At 64.7% G+C, this 23,761-nt stretch carries 27 protein-coding genes; 15 read left to right on the top strand and 12 right to left on the bottom strand.

Annotation, left to right across the window (positions count from 1 at the left end):
• The first annotated feature begins 8 nt into the window (after window positions 1-8).
• A complete protein-coding gene (gene tatB / locus C8J39_RS06725; protein ID WP_107953729.1) occupies window positions 9-533 on the top strand; it encodes a Sec-independent protein translocase protein TatB in 525 nt (174 codons plus the stop codon).
• Between the two features lie 43 nt (window positions 534-576).
• Window positions 577-1,359: a twin-arginine translocase subunit TatC gene (gene tatC, locus C8J39_RS06730; RefSeq protein WP_120299841.1), complete on the top strand. Its 783-nt coding sequence runs from the start codon at window positions 577-579 to the stop codon at window positions 1,357-1,359.
• Window positions 1,360-1,457: 98 nt separating this feature from the next.
• Here tatC and C8J39_RS06735 read toward each other — a convergent pair whose 3' ends face one another.
• The 3 genes from C8J39_RS06735 to C8J39_RS18695 all read right to left on the bottom strand — a co-directional run bounded on the left by C8J39_RS06735 (window position 1,458) and on the right by C8J39_RS18695 (window position 3,611).
• Window positions 1,458-1,592: an entericidin A/B family lipoprotein gene (locus C8J39_RS06735; RefSeq protein WP_056057480.1), complete on the bottom strand. Its 135-nt coding sequence runs from the start codon at window positions 1,590-1,592 to the stop codon at window positions 1,458-1,460.
• Between the two features lie 301 nt (window positions 1,593-1,893).
• Complete coding sequence (locus C8J39_RS06740; RefSeq protein WP_107953733.1) at window positions 1,894-3,435, bottom strand: sensor histidine kinase; 1,542 nt, start codon at window positions 3,433-3,435, stop codon at window positions 1,894-1,896.
• Window positions 3,436-3,521: 86 nt separating this feature from the next.
• Window positions 3,522-3,611: a NepR family anti-sigma factor gene (locus C8J39_RS18695; RefSeq protein ID WP_162236688.1), complete on the bottom strand. Its 90-nt coding sequence runs from the start codon at window positions 3,609-3,611 to the stop codon at window positions 3,522-3,524.
• Window positions 3,612-3,958: 347 nt separating this feature from the next.
• Between C8J39_RS18695 and C8J39_RS06750 the strand changes: the two genes are divergently transcribed.
• The 3 genes from C8J39_RS06750 (at window position 3,959) to C8J39_RS06755 (ending at window position 5,718) form a co-directional block, all read left to right on the top strand.
• Window positions 3,959-4,762: a response regulator gene (locus tag C8J39_RS06750; RefSeq protein WP_120299842.1), complete on the top strand. Its 804-nt coding sequence runs from the start codon at window positions 3,959-3,961 to the stop codon at window positions 4,760-4,762.
• Between the two features lie 74 nt (window positions 4,763-4,836).
• Window positions 4,837-4,974, top strand: a complete 138-nt coding sequence (locus tag C8J39_RS18700; RefSeq protein ID WP_162236661.1) for a hypothetical protein — start codon at window positions 4,837-4,839, stop codon at window positions 4,972-4,974.
• Window positions 4,975-5,070: 96 nt separating this feature from the next.
• Window positions 5,071-5,718, top strand: coding sequence for a sigma-70 family RNA polymerase sigma factor (locus tag C8J39_RS06755; protein ID WP_056489136.1), 648 nt, complete (start codon window positions 5,071-5,073; stop codon window positions 5,716-5,718).
• 25 nt (window positions 5,719-5,743) lie between these two features.
• Here C8J39_RS06755 and C8J39_RS06760 read toward each other — a convergent pair whose 3' ends face one another.
• Window positions 5,744-5,926: a hypothetical protein gene (locus tag C8J39_RS06760; RefSeq protein ID WP_120299843.1), complete on the bottom strand. Its 183-nt coding sequence runs from the start codon at window positions 5,924-5,926 to the stop codon at window positions 5,744-5,746.
• A 76-nt stretch (window positions 5,927-6,002) separates the two neighbouring features.
• On the opposite strand from C8J39_RS06760, the gene C8J39_RS06765 reads away from it, so the two are divergent.
• From C8J39_RS06765 to C8J39_RS06790, 6 genes are all read left to right on the top strand, one after another.
• The gene (locus tag C8J39_RS06765; RefSeq protein ID WP_243649759.1) at window positions 6,003-8,678 is read left to right on the top strand and encodes a bifunctional [glutamine synthetase] adenylyltransferase/[glutamine synthetase]-adenylyl-L-tyrosine phosphorylase; all 2,676 of its coding nucleotides are present in this window, start codon (window positions 6,003-6,005) and stop codon (window positions 8,676-8,678) included.
• 1 nt (window position 8,679) lies between these two features.
• Window positions 8,680-9,132 (top strand): peroxiredoxin, encoded by a 453-nt coding sequence (locus C8J39_RS06770; RefSeq protein ID WP_120299845.1) that lies wholly within the window; start codon window positions 8,680-8,682, stop codon window positions 9,130-9,132.
• A 269-nt stretch (window positions 9,133-9,401) separates the two neighbouring features.
• Window positions 9,402-10,172: a M23 family metallopeptidase gene (locus tag C8J39_RS06775; protein ID WP_243649760.1), complete on the top strand. Its 771-nt coding sequence runs from the start codon at window positions 9,402-9,404 to the stop codon at window positions 10,170-10,172.
• A 192-nt stretch (window positions 10,173-10,364) separates the two neighbouring features.
• Window positions 10,365-10,703, top strand: a complete 339-nt coding sequence (gene erpA, locus C8J39_RS06780) for an iron-sulfur cluster insertion protein ErpA (protein ID WP_120299846.1) — start codon at window positions 10,365-10,367, stop codon at window positions 10,701-10,703.
• Between the two features lie 7 nt (window positions 10,704-10,710).
• Window positions 10,711-11,481 (top strand): exodeoxyribonuclease III, encoded by a 771-nt coding sequence (xth, locus tag C8J39_RS06785; RefSeq protein ID WP_056057510.1) that lies wholly within the window; start codon window positions 10,711-10,713, stop codon window positions 11,479-11,481.
• Complete coding sequence (locus tag C8J39_RS06790) at window positions 11,478-12,266, top strand: transporter (protein WP_120300443.1); 789 nt, start codon at window positions 11,478-11,480, stop codon at window positions 12,264-12,266. The genes xth and C8J39_RS06790 overlap by 4 nt, the downstream gene beginning before the upstream one ends.
• Window positions 12,267-12,715: 449 nt before the next feature.
• On the opposite strand, the gene C8J39_RS06800 is transcribed toward C8J39_RS06790, so the two are convergent.
• Entirely contained in the window at window positions 12,716-13,867 is a 1,152-nt protein-coding gene (locus C8J39_RS06800; protein WP_120299848.1) for a GNAT family N-acetyltransferase, read from the bottom strand.
• Between the two features lie 177 nt (window positions 13,868-14,044).
• On the opposite strand from C8J39_RS06800, the gene C8J39_RS06805 reads away from it, so the two are divergent.
• Window positions 14,045-15,154 carry a fatty acid desaturase gene (locus tag C8J39_RS06805; RefSeq protein WP_120299849.1) on the top strand — a complete coding sequence of 370 codons (1,110 nt, stop codon included), beginning with the start codon at window positions 14,045-14,047 and terminating at the stop codon, window positions 15,152-15,154.
• A 45-nt stretch (window positions 15,155-15,199) separates the two neighbouring features.
• Here C8J39_RS06805 and C8J39_RS06810 read toward each other — a convergent pair whose 3' ends face one another.
• From C8J39_RS06810 to murC, 7 genes are all read right to left on the bottom strand, one after another.
• The gene (locus C8J39_RS06810) at window positions 15,200-15,970 is read right to left on the bottom strand and encodes a hypothetical protein (RefSeq protein ID WP_120299850.1); all 771 of its coding nucleotides are present in this window, start codon (window positions 15,968-15,970) and stop codon (window positions 15,200-15,202) included.
• Window positions 15,967-16,722, bottom strand: coding sequence for an alpha/beta fold hydrolase (locus tag C8J39_RS06815; protein ID WP_120299851.1), 756 nt, complete (start codon window positions 16,720-16,722; stop codon window positions 15,967-15,969). Before C8J39_RS06815 ends, C8J39_RS06810 begins: the two co-directional genes overlap by 4 nt.
• Before the next feature lie 20 nt (window positions 16,723-16,742).
• Window positions 16,743-17,672: an alpha/beta fold hydrolase gene (locus C8J39_RS06820; RefSeq protein ID WP_120299852.1), complete on the bottom strand. Its 930-nt coding sequence runs from the start codon at window positions 17,670-17,672 to the stop codon at window positions 16,743-16,745.
• A gap of 1 nt (window position 17,673) precedes the next feature.
• Window positions 17,674-17,877 carry a helix-turn-helix transcriptional regulator gene (locus tag C8J39_RS06825; RefSeq protein WP_120299853.1) on the bottom strand — a complete coding sequence of 68 codons (204 nt, stop codon included), beginning with the start codon at window positions 17,875-17,877 and terminating at the stop codon, window positions 17,674-17,676.
• On the bottom strand, window positions 17,874-18,278 hold the full coding sequence (locus C8J39_RS06830) for a hypothetical protein (protein ID WP_120299854.1): 405 nt from the start codon (window positions 18,276-18,278) through the stop codon (window positions 17,874-17,876). The genes C8J39_RS06825 and C8J39_RS06830 overlap by 4 nt, the downstream gene beginning before the upstream one ends.
• A gap of 177 nt (window positions 18,279-18,455) precedes the next feature.
• Complete coding sequence (locus C8J39_RS06835) at window positions 18,456-18,710, bottom strand: DUF6356 family protein (protein WP_120299855.1); 255 nt, start codon at window positions 18,708-18,710, stop codon at window positions 18,456-18,458.
• A gap of 24 nt (window positions 18,711-18,734) precedes the next feature.
• Entirely contained in the window at window positions 18,735-20,129 is a 1,395-nt protein-coding gene (gene murC / locus C8J39_RS06840) for a UDP-N-acetylmuramate--L-alanine ligase (protein WP_120299856.1), read from the bottom strand.
• 52 nt (window positions 20,130-20,181) lie between these two features.
• On the opposite strand from murC, the gene C8J39_RS06845 reads away from it, so the two are divergent.
• From C8J39_RS06845 to infC, 3 genes are all read left to right on the top strand, one after another.
• Complete coding sequence (locus C8J39_RS06845) at window positions 20,182-20,997, top strand: LD-carboxypeptidase (RefSeq protein WP_120299857.1); 816 nt, start codon at window positions 20,182-20,184, stop codon at window positions 20,995-20,997.
• A gap of 75 nt (window positions 20,998-21,072) precedes the next feature.
• Window positions 21,073-23,064 (top strand): threonine--tRNA ligase, encoded by a 1,992-nt coding sequence (thrS, locus tag C8J39_RS06850; RefSeq protein WP_120299858.1) that lies wholly within the window; start codon window positions 21,073-21,075, stop codon window positions 23,062-23,064.
• A 98-nt stretch (window positions 23,065-23,162) separates the two neighbouring features.
• Window positions 23,163-23,693 (top strand): translation initiation factor IF-3, encoded by a 531-nt coding sequence (gene infC, locus C8J39_RS06855; protein WP_031396176.1) that lies wholly within the window; start codon window positions 23,163-23,165, stop codon window positions 23,691-23,693.
• Window positions 23,694-23,761: the final 68 nt, after the last annotated feature.

The raw sequence follows: 23,761 nt of genomic DNA on the forward strand, positions 1-23,761 counted from the left end.
GCGGCTGAATGTTCGATATCGCGCCCTCCGAGTTTCTGCTCGTGGCCTTCGTCGCGCTCGTCGTGATCGGTCCCAAGGACCTGCCCAAGGCGATGCGCGTGGTCGGCTATTGGGTCGGCAAGGCGCGCGGCGTCGCGCGGCAGTTCCGCTCGGGCTTCGATTCGATGGTCCGCGAGGCCGAACTCGAAGAAATGGAAAAGCGCTGGGCGTCGGAAAACGAACGCATCATGCGCGAGCATCCGCAGACGGGCACGGACTCGACGGCCGATACCACGCAGGTGGTGCACTCGCCGGAGACGGAGGAGCACCGCCGCGATTATCGGTCCGTCGATCATACCGACGAGCCGGTGATGGTCGAGAAACCCGTGGTGGCTGCCGCTTCGGAGCATGCTTCGCCGGTACCGGCCGAGCAGGAGCATAAGCCATTGGCGGATCGCGGTCCGGACCTGTTCGACGGGCCGCTGGATACGCCGGCTGCGACCGCTCCCCATCCCGACGACAAGACCGGCAAGTCCGACGTGGCGTCATCGTGAACGCAGCGGTCGAGACTACTCATCATAACGCCGAAAGCCAGACATGAGCGAGATCGACGAAAGCCGGGCGCCGTTGCTCGACCATCTGATCGAGCTCCGGCGGCGGCTGCTCTACTGCATCGCCGCGCTGGTCGTGACGTTCGCGGTGGCGATGTATTTTGCCGAGAACATCTTCGGCTTCCTGGTTCACCCGCTGCTCGCGGCCGGTCAGAACAAGGTTATCTATACCGAGATTTTCGAAGCGTTTTTCGTCCAGATCAAGGTGGCGTTCTTCGCCGCGATGATGCTGTCATTCCCGGTGATCGCGAACCAGGTGTGGCAGTTCGTCGCGCCCGGCCTGTACAAGAAGGAACGCGGCGCGCTGCTGCCGTTCATCCTCGCGACGCCGGTCCTGTTCCTGACGGGGGCCGCAATGGCCTATTACGTTGCGATCCCGATGGCGCTGCACTTCCTGCTCGGTTTCGACGGCATGGTCGGTGGCATTCATCGAGAAGCGCTGCCGGCGATCGGCAACTACCTCTCGTTCACCATGCAGTTCCTTTTCGGCTTCGGCATCTCCTTCCTGCTGCCGGTCCTGCTGATGCTGCTGGAACGGGCAGGGATCGTCACGCGCAAGCAACTGATCGGCGCGCGTCGCTATGCGATCGTCGCGGCGTTCGCGATTGCGGCCGTGCTGACACCGCCGGATATCGGCTCGCAGCTGCTGCTCGCGATCCCGCTGGTGATCCTGTACGAACTGGCGCTGATCGGGATCTGGTTCACCGAGCGTAGCCGGGCGAAGGCCAAGGCGGTCGAGGGCGATTCTACCGACATCGTCGAGGGCTGACCCAAGCCGCAGAGTCTATTTGAGAAGCAGGGCAGATATGAAAACGGGGCCCGGTGCATGTGCACCGGGCCCCGTTTCATTATCATAAGCGCAAAGGCTTACTTGGCGTTGTTCGCGGTCTTTGCGACGGTCTTGCCCGCCGAGCTCACGTCCTTGCCTGCGCCTTCGACCGTGTTGCATGCCGACACCATCAAAGCGCTGGCTACAATCGCCAGTCCAACCAACTTACGCATGATACTTCCTCCAAGAAGGGCTTGAATGCCACGGGAGGGGGAATGTTCGGGGACGCCATTCGTTCCGCCGCTGGAACCAACGCACGGCAGGAAAAGGCTATTTTTGGAATAAAGGCCCGGCAGCATCACCAGGGGGGGGGGGTGTGCTACCGGGCCTGTGTTCTGGATAGCGAGAGCGGGGGGGCATAAAGTCGCTATCCGAAGTGTAGAACGGTAACGGCGATGGTCGGTTCCCGCTTTTCTTCGAATCTATTCAATTAAATGAATCGTTTGATTTCGATCAGCCGATTTGGAGGCGGACTTAGTCGCGCCCTGTAATAGCGAAGGCAATCTCGTACGCGCCGACCAGTGGATCATGGTGCAATGGCGACCGCAGCTGGCGCGACAGGCCTTCCATGACGCGACCATAGCGCGACAAGGCCTCTCGGAACGCATCGCTCTCGACCAGCGCACGCGAAACGACGCGGACAACAGCCCGGTCGGGCTTGTCGGCAAGCTTGTCGGCCGGCTTCACCACGATCCTGATTTGCGCCGCAGGATCGCAGCTCATCGCTAGTTCGATCGTCTCCGTCACCAGGAACGCCAGCGCGACCGCGACGTCCTGGTTGACCAGATACGGATCGATATCGAGCGTGATGCCAAGGCCGTGCGAGCGATCCGACGCGGTCGCGCGGATATTGGCGGAAAGCTCGCCGATCATCGTCCGCAGGTTCAGGCCACGGTTTTCCTCGAGCTCGGCAAAGTGGTTGCGGTGAACCACCGCCAGCGCATCGACGCGGCGCTGGATCGACGAATAGGCAGCGGTGGCGTCGGGGCTTGGGGCGCTGCGGGCGTGAAAGTTGATCAGGCTGGAGATGACCTGAAGATTATTCTTCACGCGGTGATGGACTTCGCGGGTGAGCTTGGTCTGGCGGACTAGTCCTTCCGCTAGGCCAGCTTCGTGCAATGCTACCGTCCGGCTGATAGACTGGAAGGTTTCCCCCAGTTCGCGGATTTCCTGGGCGGGCAACGTGTGGACGGTGCCGAAGTCGAGTTCTTCACCTGGGGTGAAGGCGGCGACCGCACCGCGCAGGCGGCGGAGAGGGCGGATCAGGAGCCGGTCGACCACGAACCACGCGATGCTCGCCGCAGCGATCCACATCAGCAGCGGCAACAGCATCGCTACGATCAGCGACGACGTCACCGGCGCGCTGCGAATGCTGGTCCGCAACGCAAGCCCGGCGACGCCGAGTTCGGTCCGCATCGTCTCCATGCGATCGAGCGGTCGCTCGTCGGCGATCGTCTCGAGGTGAAGCGCGTCCTCGTCGAGCACGATCGCGCTGCTGAATGCGGACGCGCGCGTCGAGGGACGTCCGATCTTCTCCAGGAAGGCGCGTGGGAAGAAAGCGCGGGCGGATGTGTCGCCGCTAGGTCCGGAAATCGCGAGGATCAATCCATTGTCGGGGACGATCGCTGCCGCGACGGGCATGTTGTCCTGCCGCACGGTCACCGGGTTGGGTAGCGGAACGCCGCACAGGACATGGCCGGCGCGGTCGGTGATGATGAAGCGGGTCCCGGCGGAGGATTGCTGCGCGAACACGCCCTGAGCGCGCGCGCAACTCGGTGCATCGGCGGGATCCGTCCCGAGCGCGTTCACCGCAACCCGCAGCGCGGTCATGTCGCCGACGAGTTCGATCGCGATGGCGCGTGCGCTTTCATCCGCCGTCACGCGCAACCGCGCGCGCGCCTCGGCATCTGCCAGTCGCGTAGTCTGCAACGTGGCAAACACAGCGATCAAGGCCAGCGGCAAGAGCGCCGCACTGATGATCAGGAAAAGTTTGGCGCCGGTGGGTAGACTGCCCATCGCGGACAGCAGGCTACGTTTATTTCGCGGCGCCGGCTCCGGGGAGATTGTATCTACAGCGGTCACTATGGGCTCGCGGCCCACCGTCAGTCCAGCTTGCCGAGGAGTTCGAGAAGGTCGTCCGGGATCGTCTCGTCCACGGTCTTCTGATACACCGAACGCAGCGCCGAACCCATTTGTTGGTCCTTATCAGGGACCTTGGCGGGCTTCGTTGCAGGCACTGTCTTCTCCGTGTCGTGGCCCAAACTCAAAACTTCCCCCTGCACGACGCAAACCAATATGTGATGACGAGCAAAACTGCGCCCATGGGCACCGGACTACATACTCGCGAAAGATGTTCGTGAAACCAAATAGCATCTGGATGGTTCCACACCCGAGCGAAAAATACGCATCTCCGCTCGATCGCGGCCGATACCTGGCGGCGATGGCGTGGACACGGGGCATTTTCGACCGACACCATTGCAATGACGCGAGCCACCCGACACATGAGGGGCCGCGTAGGATCAGGGAGTATTCGTTACCCATGTCTCTTGGACAGCAACTTGCACCGCACCTTCCATTTTTGCGGCGCTACGGCCGGGCCCTGACCGGCAGCCAGATGCACGGCGACAAGTATGTGCGCGCCACGCTCGAAGCGATCGTCGCCGCGCCGGAGGAATTTCCGCGCGACGTCGATCCGCGACTCGGCCTGTATCGTATGTTCCAGGCGATTTGGAATTCGGCGAACTTCGACGAGGTTGGTGACGAAAGCGTCGGCGATGCGGAGGGTCACGAAGCCGTTGCTCGTGCTCGTCTCGCCCGGATGACTCCGCTGTCGCGTCAGGCGCTGCTGCTGACCGCGATGGAAGGGTTCACGCCTGAGGACGCCGCGTATCTGATCGAGGTCGATACCAGCGAAGTCGACGATCTGGTCGCGGATGCGCTGTCCGAGATCGAAAACCAGACCCGCGCCAAGGTCCTCATCATCGAGGACGAGCCGATCATCGCGATGGATATCGAGACGATCGTCCGCGATCTTGGTCACGACGTTACCGGCGTTGCGGTCACGCGGGACGAAGCCGTCGCCTTGGCGATGGAAATGCGTCCCGGCCTCGTTCTTGCGGACATCCAGCTCGCCGACGACAGCTCGGGCATCGACGCGGTCAAGGACATCCTGGCCGAATTCGAGGTCCCAGTGATCTTCATCACCGCGTTCCCCGAGCGCTTGCTGACCGGCGAGCGTCCCGAGCCGACGTTCCTGATCACCAAGCCGTTCCAGCGGTCGACCGTGAAGGCCGCGATCAGCCAGGCACTGTTCTTCGACCAGGCGACCGTCCCAACCGCCTGAAGCGGCGGCGCGTATCGGGTTCGTGACCGCAAGACGGTTACGGACCCAAAACGTTTTTCGCGAGTTTGGTGATTATGGCTGATCCGAACGAACCAATTCATATCGATACCGAGGATGCACGCGCTGGCGCCACGCCGCACATGACCCGGTACATCCTGGCGATCTCCCTCGTCTTGGTCATTGTTATCTTTGGCTTTATAATCCTGCGCTGAGCTGGATTATGAACGGGTCGCTGGTATTTCCCGCGGCCTGTGCCTATGTCTGTCGTCCGCGTACGGCAGTGTTTTATCGGGATTGATCGGATTACCATGACCCAGCCTGCTTCGCCCGTGGATGACGAAATCGAGAACGTTGTCGAGCCGGTCGAGCATGTTTCCCTGTCGGATGCCGAGTTCAAGGTTCAGCTTGCCCAGGTGATCCCGCATTTGCGTGCGTTCGGGCGCTCACTTTCGGGCAGCCGCGATCTTGCCGACGATCTCGTGCAGGAAACGCTGCTCAAGGCCTGGGCCGCGCGTCTTCGATTCCAGGCCGGGACGAACATGCGGGCGTGGACGTTCATCATTCTTCGCAACCTGTATCTGTCGCAGATGCGGCGTGCGCGCTTCAAGGGCGAGTGGGACGATCTGGTCGCAGACCGTATCCTCGCTGCGCCTGCGAGCCAGGATCGTCACGTCGAGCTGGGCGATATGCAGCGTGCGTTGATGCATCTCCCTCAGCCGCAGCGTGAAGCGCTGATTCTGGTCGGTGCGGGTGGCTTTGCGTATGAAGAGGCGGCAGAGATCTGCAGCGTTGCCGTGGGCACGATCAAGAGCCGTGTTGCGCGTGGTCGCGTTGCGCTCGAAACGATCCTCACCGATGGTTCGCTACCATCGCGACGCGATCACGAGACGGATACGAGCAAAACCGCACTTGATTCCATCATGGGCGATGTCGAAGAACTCAGCCGCGGTCGCTAAACTCGACTGACGAATGCCGCATCGCTCAGTTGAGGCGATGCGGCATGGCGTCCAGACGGCGCAACATCATCATCATATCGTCGGGTACCGAGTGCGTGTCGTCGAACGCGCCACGCAGCGCGTGACCGATCACGTCCGTCGCGCGGGGGTGGCGCACGACCTGCTGGCCGTTCTCTTCGCGCCTGATCGTGAGGAATGCGTAAGTCATGTTCGCTACAACGGGCCAATAGCGTTTTCGTTGCTTTATCGTGACACGCGTAGGCAGCGGATTATAGCGATGTCGCATGGCTTTAGTCTCACCTGAACTGGCGATAAACGCCGCGCTCGACCGCGCAAGACTTTGGTCCCCATTCCTGGCGATGGTCCTCAACCGTGAGCCGGACTTGGCGCGATCGCTGGCGGCCGGAAAGCTGGACCTCTCCTTGTCGAGTGCCGAAGCCGACATGCCGGTCGCGCGTCGCCTGCGGATCGAACGGCGCGCAATGGCGCTCAACGTCGCGATCGGCGATCTGGCGGGTGTTCTCGATCTCACCGCAGTGACCGACGCGCTGACCCGCTTCGCCGACTATGCGCTCGACACCGCGATCCGCACCGCGATCGAGGAGCGGACCCCCGGCGCCGAACCACGCGGCTTCGTCGCAATCGCGCTCGGCAAGCAGGGCAGCAGCGAACTCAATTATTCGTCGGACATCGATCCGATCCTGTTGTTCGACCCGGCGACGCTGCCCCGACGTCCGCGCGAGGAGCCTGAAGAGGCGGCGGTCCGGATCGGCAAGCGCGTCGTCGAACTGCTCCAGGCGCGCGACGGCGACGGCTATGTCCTGCGCGTCGACCTTCGCCTGCGACCATCACCCGAGATCACCCCGATCGCGCTGCCGGTCGATGCGGCGATCGGCTATTACGAAGCACAAGCGCTGCCGTGGGAGCGTGCCGCCTTCATCAGAGCGCGCGCAGCCGCCGGTGACATCGCGCTCGGCCAGCGATTTCTCGACGCGATTCGTCCGTTCGTGTGGCGTCGCGCGCTCGATTTCGGCGCGATCGGCGAAATCCGCGGCATCTCCGCGCGGATCCGCGATCATCATTCGCAAGGCCAGGCATTCGGCCCCGGCTATGACCTGAAGCGCGGTCGTGGCGGCATCCGCGAGGCCGAGTTCTTCGCGCAGATTCATCAGCTGATTCACGGCGGTCGCGATCCCGCCCTGCGCGCGCCCGCAACCCGCGATGCCCTATCCCGACTGGCCGAAGCAGGCTGGATCGGCACTGATGAATCGACTGCGTTGATCGAGGGCTACACGCTGCTCCGAACGATCGAGCACCGCGTCCAGATGATCGACGATCGCCAGACGCACGCCTTGCCGACCGGTGAGGCGCTAGACCGCGTGGCGAAATTGCACGGGCTGGACGATTCGGGCGCGCTGCTGGCGCTGCTCGAACCGCGCGTCACGGCGACTGGCCGAATCTACGACGCGCTCGACGACACCGTTCGCCCGGCCTTCTCGCATGACGCGGTGAAGCTCGAAGCCGACCTAGCCGCGGCCGGGTTCGACGAGCCCGAATCGGCACGTCGGCGGATCGAGGTGTGGCGGGGTGGCGCGTATCCCGCGCTGCGCAGTCCGGCCGCGCGTGAGGCGCTGGAGGCGGTGTTGCCCACGCTCGTCCCCGCGTTGGCGACTGCGCCCGTCCCGCAGGCGGCGCTTCTCCGACTGGACGCATTGCTTGAACGCCTGCCGAGCGCGATCAACATCTTCCGCTTGTTGGAGGCGCGACCGGGCTTGGCGACGTTGCTTGCCGCCATCCTTAGCCATGCTCCGACGCTCGCGGATGATCTCGGTCGCCGCCCCGACCTGCTTGACGGACTGATCGATGCGACCGCGTTCGAACCCGTCGGCGACGTCGCCGCGCTCGAAGCCATCATGCGTGCGGGCGAGGCGGGCGGCGACTATCAGTCTCGGCTCGATCACGTCCGGCGCGTCGTCGGCGAGCTTCGATTCGCGCTCGGGGCACAGATCGTCGCTGGCGTGTCCGATCCGCTAGACGTCGCGGCGGGCTATGCGCGCGTCGCGGAGGCGGCGATCGGCGTCCTCGCAACCGCGACGATAGAGGAGTTCGCCAAGGTCCATGGCCGCGTGCCGAACAGCGAACTCGTCGTGCTGGCGCTAGGTCGAATGGGTGGCGCGATGCTCACCCACGCGTCCGATCTCGATCTCATCTATCTGTTTACGGGCGATTTTGCCGCAGAGTCCGATGGCCCCAAACCGCTTGGCGCAACGCTCTATTATAATCGTCTCGCACAGCGGCTGACCGGCGCTCTGTCGGTCGCGACCGCAGCAGGCCCGCTGTACCAGATCGACACCCGGTTGCGGCCATCGGGCGGGCAGGGGCCACTGGTCGTCACGCTCGACAGCTTCGCCCGCTACCAGCGCGAGGATGCCTGGACCTGGGAGCACATGGCGCTCACCCGCGCCCGCCCGGTATTCGGATCGGCCGTAGCTCGGGATGCGGTGGCGGCGATCGTCCGCGGCGTGCTCGAAGGTGATCGCCCGGCGCGCGACGTGATCGCCGACGCGCGAACGATGCGGAGCGACATGGCCGCGCACAAACCGCCCAAGGGCGCACTCGACGCCAAGCTGCTTCCCGGTGGCCTCGTCGATCTCGAATTCGCGACCCATGTCGTCCAGCTCGTGAACAAGGCCGGGTTCGATCCCAATCTAGGCGGCGCGATCGATGCATTGATCCGGGAGGAGCTGGTCCCGCCGTCACTTCGACCGGCGCACGACGTCCTCACGCGTTTGCTCGTGACGTTGCGGCTCGTCGCACCCGATGCCGCGCCGCCAGGGCATGCCACGGAGGATCTCATCGCCCGCGCGATCGGCGTGACGGACTGGCCGGCGGTGGTTGCCACGCTCGAAACGACGCGGCAGGAGGTCCGCCAGTTCTGGGCGCAGGTGACGGGAGAGTAGGATGAATGAAGGTTCGAAGATCCCCGACATATCGGTGACGATCGATGACGCCGTGGTTTCGCTCGCGAGCCTCGGCGCGCCGCTGGTGGTGTATTTCTACCCGAAGGACGACACGGCCGGTTGCACCACCGAAGCGAAGGACTTCTCCGCACTCTCTGACGTGTTCTCAGCGGCAGGCGTAACCGTCGTCGGCGTATCGAAAGACAACGCCGCGTCGCACGCAAAATTCACGGCAAAACATCGACTTGCGGTCCGGCTTGCCAGCGATGTCGAAGGTGTCGCCTGCGAGGCTTTCGGCGTGTGGGTCGAGAAGACGATGTATGGTCGCAAGTACATGGGCATCGAGCGCGCGACGTTCCTGTTTGGCGCCGACGGCACGCTGGCCAAGGCTTGGCACAAGGTGCGCGTGGCGGGCCATGCCGAGGCGGTTTTGGCCGCCGCCAAGGCGCTCTGAACAGGGCGCAGTAACGTTCGGAGATTCGCCGACATTTCACGTCCGATGTCGTCGGCGGCTTCCTGTTCCCTCGCAATCGTCCCAATTCGCATCAACTCGCCGCAGCAACCTGCCGCTCCGCCGCGCCGACTGCGCGGAGCTATTGCCCGGAACGGCGGTATCCGGCCTAACCCAGAGTGTCTGGTGCGCGGAGGGGCTGCGAGTCAGGACAGAGTTTCGGAGCCGTCCGCCTTGAAGCGAACGGCCCTGCATTTTTGTGTCGGGGACCAATGGTCGAATTTACCGCAGCAGCCATCGTGACGCGCCTCAAGGCGGTGTCGATGGTGTCGAAGTCGTTTACGTTTCGCCGGTTGGCGATTGCCGCAACAGTGATGGGAATGGCCACGGTCGGCGCCACTGCCGAGGCTCAGGTCGTCGCCTCCAAGGTAGCGCACCACGTCGCTGCAACCGGTGGTCCGATGATCGCCGCGAACACCGAGGAAGCCACCGCGGATCTCCGCGCCGACGCGCAGTTCCGCACGCTGTTCCAGACCTGGAAGAAGCTCGATGCGATGCAGCAGGGCGTGATCGCGATCCCGTCAGTGCAGCCGGTCCACTCGCTCTCGTTCACCAGCAATTTCGGTATCCGCTCCGATCCGTTCCGCGGGACCGCGGCGATGCATGCCGGCGTCGACATTCCCGGCCCGGTCGGCACGCCGATCTACGCCACCGCCGATGGCATCATCGCACACGCCGGTCGCCAGGGCGGCTACGGCAACATGGTCGAGATCAGCCACGGCAAGGGCATCGCGACGCGCTACGGCCATCTGTCGAAGATCCTCGTCGGCGACAACGCCCGCGTCGTTCGCGGCCAGCTGATCGCGCTGATGGGCTCGACCGGCCGCTCGACCGGCTCGCATCTCCATTACGAAGTTCGCATCGATGGCCACGCGGTCAACCCGGTGCCGTTCTTGACGACCGCGGATTACCTCCTCGCCGCGCAGGACCGCTCGGTAAACGCGATCCCGGTTTCGACCAGCGGCCCCGCCGCGCAGGACTGAACCCCATCTAGCTCCCCTCCCTGAAAGGGAGGGGCTGGGGGTGGGTAGGCCAGCTTAGGCCACCACCGTCCACCATGCGGAAGCCGACCCACCCCCGACCGCTCCCTTCCAGAGAGGGGAGAAGCACGCGCTGGTTCAGCCCTCCCAAACCCCAAGGTTGCCGCCGCTACCGCAACCTCCTATCTCCAGCGCATGGCAACGCTGGTCCAAGACATCATCCTCACCCCCTCCGCCGCGGCACGTGTCGCGGCGATCGCCGTCAAGCAGGGGAAGCCGGCGATCCTGCGTCTCTCGGTCGACGGCGGCGGCTGCTCCGGGTTCCAGTACAAGTTCGGGTTCGCCGATTCGGTCGAGCCAGACGACGTGATCGCCGAGCATGACGGCGTGAAGCTCGTCGTCGACAGCGTCAGCATCGACCTCGTCCGTGGCTGTGCGGTCGATTACGTCGAGTCGCTCGCCGGCGCCGCGTTCAAGGTCGAGAACCCCAATGCCGCGTCGGGTTGCGGCTGCGGCTCCAGCTTCTCGGTCTGACGTTCCCATGAAAATCGTCACGTACAACGTCAATGGCATCAAGGCGCGGTTGCCGCGGCTGATCGAATATCTCACCGAAGACCAGCCCGACATCGTCTGCCTTCAGGAACTGAAGTCGAGCGACGATACCTTCCCGATCGCCGACATCGAGGCCGCCGGATACGGGGCAGTCTGGCACGGCCAGAAGGCCTGGAACGGCGTCGCGATCCTCGCGAAGAGCGGCACGCCCGTCGTCCGCCAGCGCGGTCTCGAAGGCGAACCAGAGGACGAGCATAGCCGCTACATCGAGGCGGAGATCGACGGCCTGATCGTCGCCGCGCTTTACTTGCCCAACGGCAACCCGCAGCCTGGTCCGAAGTTCGACTACAAGCTCCGCTGGATGGACCGCCTCGCCGCCCGTGCGCGCGTCCTGCTTGCGGAGGAAAAGCCAGCCATCCTTGCGGGCGACTACAACGTCATCGCCAATGACGACGACACCTTCTCCGTCCGCGCGATGCAGGACGACGCGCTCATGCAACCGGAAAGCCGCGAGCATTACCGCGCGCTCGTCGCACAGGGCTGGACCGACGCGCTCCGGACGCAATTCCCCAAGGGTGGCGTCTGGACGTTCTGGGATTACCAGGCCGGCGCCTGGCAGCGCGACGCCGGGTTCCGTATCGACCATCTGCTGCTCAGTCCTCAGGCAGCCGACCGAATGATCGATGCCGGCGTCGACAAGGCCTATCGCGGCCGCGAAAAAGCGAGCGATCATGCGCCGACTTGGGTCCGCCTGCGATGAAACAGCTACTGATCGGTATCGCGTTGGCGAGCCTGTCCGGCGCGGCGATGGCGCAGGACCGCGAATATTGCCCCGATCGTCCTGGCATCGACACGCCCGCCTGCACGATCGCGCCCGGGAAAATTTCGGTCGAGACGTCGATCGCGGACTGGACGCGCGACGATCAGCCCGGCTCGCGCGAGGATAATATTCTGTTCGGCGACACGCTGGTTCGCGTCGGCGTGAGCGACTCGATCGAGGCGCGGATCGGCTGGACGCCGTTCGGGCACGACCGGATGCGTGATTCGACCGGCATCGATACGGTGAACGGTGTCGGCGACGTGTCGCTCGGGATGAAGGCGAACCTCCATAATCCCGACGGCGCCGGCTTGTCGGTATCGGTGCTGCCGTTCGTAACACTGCCGGTTGGCCGCTCGCCGATCGGTGCCGGTGATTGGGGCGCAGGGTTCCTGGTTCCCGTGACCTACGAGATCTCCGACACGGTCTCGCTCGACTTCACACCGGAGATCGATGGGGCGGTCGATCAGGACGGCAATGGCCGGCATCTCGCGTACAGTTCGACCGCTGGCCTAGCGGTGAAACTAGACAAGGCCTTCACGCTGACCGGCGAGATGCAGGCGCTCCGCGACGACGATCCGCAGGAGCATGAGACGCAGGCGGTCGCGGCGCTGTCGCTCGCATGGATGGCGAACGACAATCTCCAGTTCGACCTATTCGGTGCGGCGGGGTTGAACGCGAACACCCCCGATGCGCGGGTGTACGCCGGCATTTCCCGGCGCTTCTAGATGCTGGCCGGCCTGCTCCTGCTTCAAGCGGTAGCCGGGCCGCCGCTTCCACCCGAATTTCGCAAGCGGCCTGTTCGGCCGACGATGCCGTGTCCCGTCCAGACGGACCCCGATGGCGAGATCGTCGTCTGCGCCCTTCCAACCGACCAAAGGCTGGCGACGCTTCCCGAACCGGTCCAGCCTCCGCGGGGTGACCCGCTGTCGTTCCGGCTGCCGGGTGGTGGCAAGGGGAATGTTCACGCGATCCGAACGCAGCTACCCGGCGCAAGCGGGCAGGGGGCTGCGGTCACCCTCAAGCTTCCGTTCGGCAATAGGAAACGGGAGTAGGGGCAGCAACAACCGTCGGTTTCAGCCTTCTTGTTATCCCGCGAAGGCGGGAGCCCAGTCTGGATCCCCGCCTTCGCGGGGAAACACGCTGTTCTTCGGTGGAAGAATGTCGCCGCCTCGCCCTAAAGCACCCGCTCGTACACCTGGTACACCTTGTTTACCCGGCTCTCGATCGTCTCGGCGATCGACCGCATCCCTTGGTTGTCGTCCAAGATCCAGCCGATCTCCGCGCGCTGCGCCCCGTAATTCTCGACCGAAGCACGACGGATATATTCGATCATCATGAAGGCCAGCTGGCTCGCCATGCGCGACGCCTGCAGTTCCTTCACCACCCCCATCAACGGCACGCGCACCGTCCGCACTTTGGGTTTGCGCAACCACCACAACAGCTTTGCCCAACCGAACGGCAGCAGGTTCCCGTTCAGCGGCTTGATCGCCTCATTGAGGTCCGGCAACGTAATCATGAACGCGACCGGCTTGCCGTCGAGTTCGGCAATCCGGATCAGGTCGTTGAACACGATCGGCTTCAGCTTCACGCCCACGTCCTTGATCTCCGGCGGGGTCAAAGGCACGAATCCCCAATTGTCGCGCCACGCGTCGTTGAGGATCGACAGGATGATTGCTGCCTCCTCCTCGAACTTCGTCTTGTCGACGTTGCGCACGCTGATCCGCGGGTTCTTCTCACCCGACTTGATGATGCGCTGGACGATCGGCGGGAACTGCTTGGTGACGTCGACCTCATAGGTCATCAGCTGCTTTATCGGACGGTACTGCGCCCATTCGATCCAGCCGCGATATTCGCGCTTGGCGTGCCCCATCATGATCGTCGGCGGATGATCGTAACCGTCGATCAGTAGGCCGGGCTCCTCCCAGATCGACATGCTGATCGGCCCGAGCGCGCGCGTCATGCCCTGCTCGCGCAGCCATGCTTCGGCGCGCTCCAGCAGCGCCTGGAACACGTCCTGCCGCTCCGCTTCCATCAAGCCCCATTGGCCGACGCCGGGCCCGAACCCCTGCTCGGCGGGCATCGTCAGCGCGAGCGTATCGATATGCGCCGAGATCCGCCCCACGACGCGGCCGTCCTCTTCTGCAAGAAACAACTGCGCCTTGGCATGGCTGAACCAGCCGTTCTTCTCGGGCGTGATCAGTCCGAGCGCTTCCGACTTCAAAGGCGGTACCCAATTTGGGTCGTCGGCATAGAGACGAAACGGCAGATCGATGAAGATCTTGCGGTCCTTCTTGGTCTCGACCGGTCGAATGATGAGGTTGGCCATGTCGTGTTCCCAAATACGCAGTTGCGCGTGTCTACCCAGCGAAGCGAATAAAGGCGAGTGACACGTGCGTCATCGCAAGACCCTGTCAGAGTGATCGGGTTTCCTCCGGCACGGCGGCATCGGCGCGGCCTGTAAATGCCACGGTACCGCCACTATCTTCGGGCAATGGATATGCCCATGGACACATCGCTCAGCCTCGCTCGCGGCACGGCCGCTCCAGCTTCCACTCCCGCGGGTTCGCCCCGTGTCGGAGGGATCGAGCGCGTTGCCGACGACAAGGCGATGCTGCGTGCAGCCGCAGACCTGACGCGCGATCTGGTGAAGCCGCGTCCGGCGATCTACTGGGCCGACCTGATCGCGTCGATGGTGGTCGGCTACGGTGCACTGGCAGTGGCGGCCACCTCGACGGCGACGCCGGTGGTGATCGTTGCCGGCATCGTGGCAATGCTGGGCCTATACCGCGGTTTGAGCTTCATCCATGAAGTCAGCCACATGAAGCACGCCTCCGTGCCGAACTTCCGGCTCGGCTGGAACGTACTGGTCGGCATTCCGCTGTTGACCCCGTCCTTCATGTACGAGGGCGTCCACAACCTCCACCACGCCAAGACGCGGTACGGCACGGTCGAGGATCCCGAATATTTGCCGCTCGCGCTCATGAAGCCGTGGACGCTGCCGCTGTTCATCGTCGTATCGGCGCTGGCGCCGCTCGCGCTGCTGATCCGGTTCGCGATCCTGTCGCCGATCTCGCTGCTGTCGCCCAAGCTGCGGACGATGATCGTCGAGCGCTATTCGGCCCTTGCGATCAACCCGCAGTTCCGCCGTCGCGCCCCCGAAGGCGAGGCGAAGGTATATTGGGATCGACTCGAGATTGCCGCGAGCCTGTGGGCAATCACGCTGATCGCGATCACCGTGACCGGCGTTTTGCCCCTGCGTGCGTTCGTCACGATCTTCGCGGTCGCATCGGCGTTCGCGGTACTCAACCAGGTCCGTACGCTGGTTGCGCATCTGTGGGAGAATGACGGCGAGCCGATGACGGTGACCGCGCAGTATCTCGACACGGTCAACGTCCCGCCGCCGGCGTTGCTGCCCGCGCTCTGGGCACCTGTGGGTCTGCGCTACCACGCGCTGCATCACCTGTTGCCGGGTCTACCCTACCACGCACTGGGCGAGGCTCACCGGCGGATCACCGCCGAACTCGACGCGCTCTCGCCGTATCACAAGGCGAGCTATCCCGGTCTGCCCGGTCTGGTGAGTAAGATCGCACGCAGCACGATGGTCCGCCGCTGATCAGAATGCCGGGCCGGTCCCGAGTGACTGGCCCAACAGTCCAGATTATTTCGCAGCGTCGAACTGCTTGAGCGCCATGACCGCGTTGCGTCCGACATCGGTCGTCGGCGACAATTTCGCAGCCGTTCCCCATGCCTCCCGCGCAGCCGCTTCGTCGCCAGCCGACGCCGCGATGTTCCCCGCTTCCAACTGAACCGACGCATCGTCGGCCGAGCGCTTCAAGGCCTGTGCGATATCTGCTTTGGCGCGCGGAATGTTGCTCATCCGACGGGCTAGCGTCGCCGACAACAGCCACGCGAGCGGGTCGGCGCCGGCGGTCGTCAGCGCAAGATCGAGATCGCTCCGCGCCGCATCAAGCTCGCCCGCCGCGACCAGCGCGCGCGCATGATCCAGTTGCGCTTCACCGAGCGGCAGTCCGGTCAGCGACCCCGCGGTAAGCGCGGAATCGAGTGCGACACGCGCCTTGGCGGGCTGCCCCGAGGCGAGCCATGCATTGCCCGCCTGTGCCCAATAATTGGCTGCTCGCGTGTCCTTCGCGATCTGTGCCTCCCGCGCCGCTTCCTCGAATTCGGCCGCCGCCGACGGCCAATTCTTTTCGGCGGCGAAGGCGAGCCCGGCGCATTGCCGCGCGAAATACCGTCCCCCGCTGATTCGCCAGCGCCCCGCCGCGGCCCGTGCGCCGGCGGGGTCGCTCTGCGCCAGGGCAGCACAGCGAGCGAACCGACCGCTCTGCGCATCGACGGGGCCGGCAGCAGGAGCGGCGGCTGGACTGGGGGCGGCGGCCTGCGCAGCGGCAAGCAACACTATCAGTATCATAAGGCGGCGATCACATCCTCCACCGCCCGGATGATGAGGGAGATGTCGCTGTCACGCGACAGGCGGTGGTCACCGTCCTTGACCAGCCATGTCTGCACGTCGGCTGAACGCAACAGCTCGGCAAGGCGCGCGGTACGATGCCACGGCACGTCCGGATCGCGCTGCCCTTGTACCAGCCGGACCGGGCCGTCGAACGCGATCTCGCCGAACATCAGCCGGTTGGCCTCGCCCGACGACCAGAAGGGACGCGTATAGACCGTCGGCTCGGGGCCATAGGGGTTCTTGCGCTCGATCCGCCCGTTGCTAAGCAGTGCCATCTTCTCGTCGGTGGTAAAGCCCCAGTCGGTGAAGTCGGGCGCCGGCGCGATCCCGACCAGACCCTTGACCAGATCGGGCCGCATCTTCGCCGCCAGCAGCATCAGCCACCCGCCCATCGACGATCCGACGAGGATCGCCGAATCCTCCACCAGCGCATCGATCATCGCCAGCACGTCGTCGCGCCAGTCGACCAGCGTCTGGGCCTCGAACGCGCCTTCGCTCTGCCCACAGCCACCATAGTCGAACCGCAGGAACGCGCGCCCCTCGGACTTCGCCCACGCCTCCAGCGTCACGGCCTTGGTCCCCATCATGTCGGAAGCGTAGCCGGACAGGAACACGATCGTCGGGCCTGTTCCCGGTGTATGGTGATAGGCGAGGCGAGGGCGCTCCTTGGCGGGCGGCGTCGGTGCAGGCGGCGTGGCGGTATCGGTCATGCCGACACCTTAGCCGCCCCTCAGCGCCGGAGAAAGGCGTCGAGTGCAGCCTGGAACGCGGCAGGCTGATCGAGCATCACGAAATGCGCCGCATCGCCGATATCGACGAAGGTTACGTGTGGCGCCGTGGCGTAAGCCTTCCGATAGAGCGCGTCGGCCGCGGGCTTGGTCGGCCCCACCGCGTTCCACGGATAGACTAGCGTGATCGGCACCGCGATGGACGCGATGTCGGGACGCAGGTCGGTGGTCAGGTCCTCGTACATCGCCTGCGCCGAGACGCGCGCATCCGCGTTCGCCGCCCAGTCGGCAACCGCCGCGCGCGACGCGGGCTTCAGCGCCATGCGCGCGGCAAGCGCCGCGTTCGCCGCGGGGTTCGCCGGCTTCCCGTACGCCGCGGCCATCCCGGCGCGCATCGCGCTGGCCTGCGGTTCGAGCGCCGCCACCGTCGCGCCGGGTGCGAAGATCTCGCCGATATACGGCAGCGAATCGACGATCATCAGCTTGCCGACGTCCTCCGGATGCGCCTTCGCCAGCATCAGCGCGACCAGCCCGCCCATCGAATGCCCGACGATCGCCGGCTTGCCGAGCTTCGACTGGGCAATGAGCGTGTGCAGGTCGCCGACGATCCCGTCGAGAATGCCGGGCGACAGGTTCGCGCGCGGATCGTCGCCGCCAAAGCCGTTGACCTGCACGACAAACACCCGGTGCGACTTTGCGAGAGCAGGGACGACGCCTGACCAGACGGCGCGCGGCGACGACAACCCTGGAACGAGGATCACGGGCGTCCCCTTGCCGATGGCCTGCACCGATATATGTTGCATCTGCGTCTCGGCCGCATCGACCTTCAGCGCGGCATTGGTCGCAGCCTGCGCGTGGCTCGCCGCGGGATTCAGGACGATCATCAGCGTTACGGCGGTAGCGGCAAGACGAGCTTTGAACTGCGAAATCATGTCACGACTCCTTCGACGGGCTAGTGAAAATGTCTTCGATGCTGAGGTCGAACAGTTCGGCGATCTTGAACGCGAGCGGCAGCGACGGATCATAGCGCCCCGTCTCGATCGCGTTGACGCTCTGCCGCGACACGTCGAGACGGTCGGCGAGGTCGCCCTGGCTCCAGTCCCGCTCGGCGCGCAACACCTTGAGGCGGTTCTTCATGCCGAGCGCCGCGTCACCACGATATTATACCCAAAGCCGACCCACATGCCCGCGAACCAGAGCACCGCAGCGTAATAGGAAACGATGTGCGGGACGAGGCCGAACCCTTCGAGAAACCCCCAGGCAGTGACGATGCTGAGCATGAAACCACTGGCAATCAACGACTGCCGGATCATCAGCATACGGAGATATTCGTCGGTTTCCTCGATCAGGTAGCGGCCAATCGCAACGAATATGCCGATGATCGGCAGGGCGGGCAGGATCGCCGCCGCATAGGCCGGGGGACCCGTCAAAAGATGCCGGCTGAAGCTGAAGACGACCGCCATCAGGCTCGCCGCATACAGGAACATCAACACCATGACCCGTTGGCTGTATCGCCGAACCGCTGCACTGTTAGCCATGGAAAGCACCCTTTCGAATCAGTAAAGGGAACTTGTCACCTAGGCCTAAAGGTGTCAACCGAACTTTACACTAAGAGAGGCTGGCTTGTCATGAGGCATCGTTGCCAGACGCGGGCGAACGCGTCCTGGTGTGACTTTATCCTGACCTTTGGAAGCCGGCGGGCTTCCGAAAGATCGTCAAATAATGAATTCGACCGTCTTCATCTGCGTCTGATCGGCCGCGACCGCGCCGCGCTTCAGCACCATCTGGCGGTGCAGCTCGGCGACCGTCTCGCTCCCGCGCGTCTTGCACAGCGCCGGCACGAACGCATGGACCAGAGCGCCCAGACCGCCCTTGATCATCGTCATGCCAAAGCGCCCGGCGACGCCGAAATGCTCGACATAGCTCTCCCCGACGGTGGCGGGGTGGTCGAGGAACAGGCGGCGGAACATGGGCGGTCTCCTGCTTGCTTTGTATCAGGTGGCGAGCGCGTCGACCATCCCCGCCGCCAGCACGCTCAGCGTGTCGTCCCGCGCGCCCATCACCACGATCCGGTCGCCCGGCCGTGCCTCGGCGACCAACGCCGCGGCAGCCTCGGCGCGGTCGGCGATGTGCCGCGCATCGCGACCACCCTCGACGATCTGCCCGACGATGTCCGCGCTGGTGACCTCCCGCGCGACGGTGCCGCCGTAATAGGCGGGGTCGGGCAGGACGAGCACGTCGTCCTCCGCCATCCGTTCGACGAACGTAGCCACCAGCTCGCGCCCCATCACCTTCAACGGTCCATAGCCATGCGGCTGGAAGAACAGGAGCAGCCGCCCCGGAAACGCATGGAGCGTGTCGAGCGTGGCGGCGATCTTGTCTGGGTTGTGCCCGAAATCGTCGATCACCGCGATCCCGCCAGCCTCTCCCACGAGGTCGAAGCGACGACGCAGACCGGTGAACCCAGCAATCGCCTTCACCGCATCGGCCAACGACACGTCGGCCGCCATCGCCGCTCCGATCGCGGCCAGCGCATTCGACACGTTATGCCGCCCAGGCACGGCGAGCTTCACCGGCGTCCGAACGCCACGCGAGACGATGTCGAAGCGGATAGCGAATGGCTCCGGCTTCAAATTCTCGGCACGAAGATCGGCCGACGCATCGATCGCAAAGGTGGTGATCTGACCGCGCGGTAGCCGCGAGGCGAGTGCCGCCGCATCGGGATCGTTCGCGTTCACCACCGCCGTCTCGGCCTTGGCGACGAAGTCCCCGAACAGCAGTCGCAGTTCCTCCAGCGACTTGTGGTCGAGGCTAACGTTGTTCAGCACCGCGATCTTCGGCGCATAGCCGGCGATCGACCCGTCGCTCTCGTCGACCTCGCTGACGAAAGCCTCGCCCTCTCCGACGAGCGCGCTGGCGAACGGGGCGTCAGGCGTGGCGAAGTTCTTCATCACCGCGCCGTTCATCACCGTCGGATCGCGCCCGACGGCGTGAAGGATCCACCCGATCATCCCGGTGACGGTCGACTTGCCGCTCGTGCCCGCGACACCGATCGGCAACCGGCTGTCGTTGAACAATGAGGCCAGCATCGCCGCACGGGTCGAGCGGGTGCAGCCGAGCGCATCCGCCGCGATCATGTCGGGCACGGTCGCCTCGATCGCCGCGGAAGCGATGACGAGCTGGTCGGCCGAGACGATCCCGCTGCCGTCCTGCGGGAACAGCGCAACGCCCTTCGCCGCGAGGTCGTCGAACTTCGCCGGCACGCGGCCCTGGTCGAGGTTGCGGTCCGAGCCCGCGACGGTCGCGCCGCGGCCCGCGAGGATCATCGCGAGCGGCATCATGCCGCTGCCGCCGATGCCGACGAAGAAACAGGGTTTGCTGATATCCATCGGCCCGCGATATGGGCGGTTTGGAAACGGGGCAAGGTCGGGAACACGAACAATGCGCATCGGTGTCCTCGCCGCGTCGAGCCGGGCCAATCCCGCGGCGATCCCCAAGATCACCGCCTACGCCGCCACCGCGTTCCCGGAGGTCGAACTCGTCTTCCACCCGCAATGCCTGGAGACCGACGGCCACTTCGCCGGTTCCGACTTTCGACGGGCGGCGGCATTCCTCGAATATGCCAACGATCCCACATTCGACGCGATCTGGTTCCTCCGCGGAGGCTATGGCTCCAATCGCATCCTGGCGATGGTCATGTCCGAACTCGGCCGCGCCGCTCGCCACAAGACCTATCTCGGCTATTCCGACGTCGGCTTCCTGCTCGGCGCACTCTACGCCCGGCGGATTGGCAGGCCTGTGCACGGCCCGATGGTCAGCGACATCAACCGCCACGACGGCGAGGCGACGGTCGCGCGATCGCTCGACTGGATGGTGCGCGGCGATCGGGCCGGGCTGGAGCCGGGACTGAACGGGCAACCGTCGGCCGCCTTCAACCTCAGCATCCTCACCTCGCTGATCGGTACGCCGTGGCTGCCCGACCTGACCGACCACGTCCTGATCGTCGAAGAGGTGTCCGAACCGATGTACGCGATCGACCGCATGCTGTTCAAAGTCGCCAACGCCACGCAGTTGAAGGGCATCGCCGGCCTGCGCCTCGGCGCCGTGACCGCGGTCCAGGAGAACGATCCACCCTGGGGCGAGACGCTCGATTACATGATGGTGCGGTGGAGCCGCGACATGGGCGTGCCGTATCTCGGTCGCGCCGAGGTCGGCCACACGCAGGCAAACCATGTCGTCCCGTTCGGGGTGGCGTGACGTTCGACGCCGGCTTGCCTATATAGGGTGTGCGACTGCATAAGCCGCGGCTCTTCCAACACCAGAAAGTCCTCCATGTCCGCCATGTTCCGAATCACGCTGCCCGACGGTTCCGTCCGCGAGGTTGCGCCCGGGACTACCCCCGCGGACGTCGCCGCCGCGATCGGCCCCGGTCTCGCTAAGGCCGCGCTCGCCGCGCGCATCGACGGGCAGGTGCGCGATCTCAACCGGCCGTTCGAGGGCGACACCGCACTCGCGCTGGTGACCGCGCGCGACGAGGCCGATGCGCTCGAACTCGTTCGCCACGATCTCGCGCACGTCATGGCCGAAGCGGTCCAGCACCTCTTCCCTGGCACGCAGATCACTTTCGGTCCTGCAACCGACGACGGCTTCTATTACGACTTCGCGCCGAAGGACCGCCCGTTCACCGACGAGGACTTGCCCGCGATCGAAGCCGAGATGCGCGCGATCATCGCCCGGAACGAGCCGTTCCTGCGCGAGGTCTGGTCGCGCCAGCAATTGATCGACCGCTGGACGCAGCAGGGCGAGAGCTTCAAAGCCGAATGGGCCGCCGAATTGCCCGAGGGCGAGGAGCTGACGATCTACCGCCAGGGCGAGTGGCTCGACATGTGCCGCGGGCCGCACATGGCGTCGACCGGCAAGCTCGACCCCGCCGCGTTCAAGCTGACGCGCGTGTCGGGCGCGTATTGGCGCGGCGACCAGAAGAACGCGATGCTGTCACGCATCTACGGCACCGGCTGGCTCAACAAGAAGCAGCTCGACCAGCATCTCTTCCGCCTCGAAGAAGCCGCCAAGCGCGATCACCGCAAGATCGGCGCGGAGATGGACTTGTTCCACCTCCAGTCCGAGGCGCAGGGGTCGGTGTTCTGGCACCCTAACGGTTTCGTGCTCTGGCGCCAGCTGGAGGCGTATATGCGCCGTCGCCTCGACGCTGCCGACTATGCCGAGGTCAAGACCCCGCAGCTGATGGACGCCAAGCAGTGGGAGCAGTCGGGCCACTGGGGCAAGTACCGCGAGAACATGTTCGTCGTCCCCGACGAGATCCCGAACGGCGAGGATGAGGGCGCAGTCCTGTCCGGCAAGGGCGAGCTGATGGCGCTCAAGCCGATGAACTGCCCGGCGCACGTCCTGATCTTCAAGCAGGGGATCAAGTCGTACCGAGACCTGCCGATCCGGATGGCCGAGTTCGGCTGCTGCCACCGCAACGAGCCGCACGGCGCGCTGCACGGCATCATGCGCGTCCGCCAGTTCACGCAGGACGACGCGCACATCTTCGTCCGCGAAGACCAGCTGGTCGAGGAAGTGCGCAAGTTCTGCGAGCTGCTCAACAGCGTCTACAAGGACCTGGGCTTCGAAGACTATGCGGTGAAGCTCGCGCTGCGCCCCGAGAAGCGGTTCGGCGAAGATTCGATGTGGGACAAGGCCGAGGCGGAACTGCGCGAGGCGGTGATGCAGTCGGGCCTGAGCGACACGATCAAGGCGAACTTCGAGGAACTGCCGGGTGAGGGCGCGTTCTATGCGCCGAAGCTCGAATTCCACCTGACCGACGCGATCGGCCGGACGTGGCAGGTCGGCACGATCCAGTCGGACCGCGTGCTGCCCGAGCGCCTAGACGCGTCCTATGTTGGTGCCGACGGCGAGCGGCATCGCCCGGTGATGCTGCACCGCGCGATCCTCGGCACGTTCGAGCGCTTCATCGGCATCCTGATCGAGCATCATGCCGGCCGCTTCCCGCTCTGGCTGGCGCCGGTGCAGTCGGTCGTCGCGACGATCGTCTCGGATGCCGACGACTATGCGCTGGAGGTTGCGGCCAAGCTGAAGGCGGCGGGGATCCGCGTCGAAACCGATCTGCGCAACGAGAAGATCAATTACAAGGTGCGCGAGCACAGCCTGGCGAAGGTGCCGAACCTGCTGGTCGTCGGCAAGCGCGAGGCCGAGGAGGGCAAGGTCGCGCTGCGCACGCTTGGCAGCCAGGCGCAGACCATCCTGACGCTCGACGAAGCGATCGCGCGTCTTGCGGACGAGGCTCGCGCACCCGATATGTGATCCAACGGGGCCGGCTTTCCGAGCGCGGGTTTCTGCGCTATACGCCGGCCCAAATATTGTCAGAAACTTCAGGAGCAAACCCCATACGTCCTCCCACGATGCGCCGGCCGATGCAGACGCCCGCAATGAACGGCCCGCGATTCAACGAATTCATCCAGAGCCAGAAGGTCCGCGTGATCGATCACGAGGGCGAGAATCTGGGCGTGATGTACACGCGCGAAGCGATCGAGCAGGCAGCCGAGCATGGCCTCGACCTGGTCGAAGTGTCGCCTAACGCCGATCCGCCCGTCGCCAAGTTCCTCGATGTCGGCAAGTTCAAGTACGAGGCGCAGAAGAAGGCGAACCTCGCACGCAAGTCGCAGAAGACGCAGGAGATCAAGGAGATCAAGATGCGTCCGAACATCGACGACCATGACTACGACACGAAGATGAAGAAGGTGAACGACTTCATCGGCGAGGGCGACAAGGTCAAGATCACGCTGCGTTTCCGCGGTCGCGAGCTTAGCCACGGCCAGCTCGGCATGAACCTGTTGAAGCGCGTTCAAGACGACGTTGCGGAGATCGCCAAGATCGAGGCGTATCCCCGCATGGAAGGCCGCCAGATGCTGATGGTGCTCGCACCGAAGTAACGGCCGAGTAGCCTAAGGCTGCTATTTTGTGAGTTTGAAGGCTGGTCGGTCCCGAGGGATCGGCCGGC

It is taken from the genome of Sphingomonas sp. PP-CC-1A-547, assembly GCF_003610375.1.
GTDB lineage: Bacteria > Pseudomonadota > Alphaproteobacteria > Sphingomonadales > Sphingomonadaceae > Sphingomonas.

Coding starts and splice junctions, on each gene's coding strand:
- C8J39_RS06830 (WP_120299854.1), bottom strand. CDS start 18,278: ATGGCTAACAGTGCAGCGGTTCGGCGATACAGCCAACGGGTCATGGTG.
- C8J39_RS06755 (WP_056489136.1), top strand. CDS start 5,071: ATGACCCAGCCTGCTTCGCCCGTGGATGACGAAATCGAGAACGTTGTC.
- C8J39_RS06735 (WP_056057480.1), bottom strand. CDS start 1,592: ATGCGTAAGTTGGTTGGACTGGCGATTGTAGCCAGCGCTTTGATGGTG.
- C8J39_RS06835 (WP_120299855.1), bottom strand. CDS start 18,710: ATGTTCCGCCGCCTGTTCCTCGACCACCCCGCCACCGTCGGGGAGAGC.
- C8J39_RS06760 (WP_120299843.1), bottom strand. CDS start 5,926: ATGACTTACGCATTCCTCACGATCAGGCGCGAAGAGAACGGCCAGCAG.
- C8J39_RS06765 (WP_243649759.1), top strand. CDS start 6,003: ATGGCTTTAGTCTCACCTGAACTGGCGATAAACGCCGCGCTCGACCGC.
- C8J39_RS06800 (WP_120299848.1), bottom strand. CDS start 13,867: ATGGCCAACCTCATCATTCGACCGGTCGAGACCAAGAAGGACCGCAAG.
- C8J39_RS06805 (WP_120299849.1), top strand. CDS start 14,045: ATGGACACATCGCTCAGCCTCGCTCGCGGCACGGCCGCTCCAGCTTCC.
- C8J39_RS06775 (WP_243649760.1), top strand. CDS start 9,402: ATGGTCGAATTTACCGCAGCAGCCATCGTGACGCGCCTCAAGGCGGTG.
- C8J39_RS18700 (WP_162236661.1), top strand. CDS start 4,837: ATGGCTGATCCGAACGAACCAATTCATATCGATACCGAGGATGCACGC.
- tatB (WP_107953729.1), top strand. CDS start 9: ATGTTCGATATCGCGCCCTCCGAGTTTCTGCTCGTGGCCTTCGTCGCG.
- C8J39_RS06820 (WP_120299852.1), bottom strand. CDS start 17,672: ATGATTTCGCAGTTCAAAGCTCGTCTTGCCGCTACCGCCGTAACGCTG.
- C8J39_RS06825 (WP_120299853.1), bottom strand. CDS start 17,877: ATGAAGAACCGCCTCAAGGTGTTGCGCGCCGAGCGGGACTGGAGCCAG.
- erpA (WP_120299846.1), top strand. CDS start 10,365: ATGGCAACGCTGGTCCAAGACATCATCCTCACCCCCTCCGCCGCGGCA.
- C8J39_RS06740 (WP_107953733.1), bottom strand. CDS start 3,435: ATGGGCAGTCTACCCACCGGCGCCAAACTTTTCCTGATCATCAGTGCG.
- C8J39_RS06845 (WP_120299857.1), top strand. CDS start 20,182: ATGCGCATCGGTGTCCTCGCCGCGTCGAGCCGGGCCAATCCCGCGGCG.
- xth (WP_056057510.1), top strand. CDS start 10,711: ATGAAAATCGTCACGTACAACGTCAATGGCATCAAGGCGCGGTTGCCG.
- murC (WP_120299856.1), bottom strand. CDS start 20,129: ATGGATATCAGCAAACCCTGTTTCTTCGTCGGCATCGGCGGCAGCGGC.
- infC (WP_031396176.1), top strand. CDS start 23,163: ATGCGCCGGCCGATGCAGACGCCCGCAATGAACGGCCCGCGATTCAAC.
- tatC (WP_120299841.1), top strand. CDS start 577: ATGAGCGAGATCGACGAAAGCCGGGCGCCGTTGCTCGACCATCTGATC.
- C8J39_RS06815 (WP_120299851.1), bottom strand. CDS start 16,722: ATGACCGATACCGCCACGCCGCCTGCACCGACGCCGCCCGCCAAGGAG.
- C8J39_RS06750 (WP_120299842.1), top strand. CDS start 3,959: ATGTCTCTTGGACAGCAACTTGCACCGCACCTTCCATTTTTGCGGCGC.
- thrS (WP_120299858.1), top strand. CDS start 21,073: ATGTCCGCCATGTTCCGAATCACGCTGCCCGACGGTTCCGTCCGCGAG.
- C8J39_RS06810 (WP_120299850.1), bottom strand. CDS start 15,970: ATGATACTGATAGTGTTGCTTGCCGCTGCGCAGGCCGCCGCCCCCAGT.
- C8J39_RS18695 (WP_162236688.1), bottom strand. CDS start 3,611: ATGGGTTCGGCGCTGCGTTCGGTGTATCAGAAGACCGTGGACGAGACG.
- C8J39_RS06770 (WP_120299845.1), top strand. CDS start 8,680: ATGAATGAAGGTTCGAAGATCCCCGACATATCGGTGACGATCGATGAC.
- C8J39_RS06790 (WP_120300443.1), top strand. CDS start 11,478: ATGAAACAGCTACTGATCGGTATCGCGTTGGCGAGCCTGTCCGGCGCG.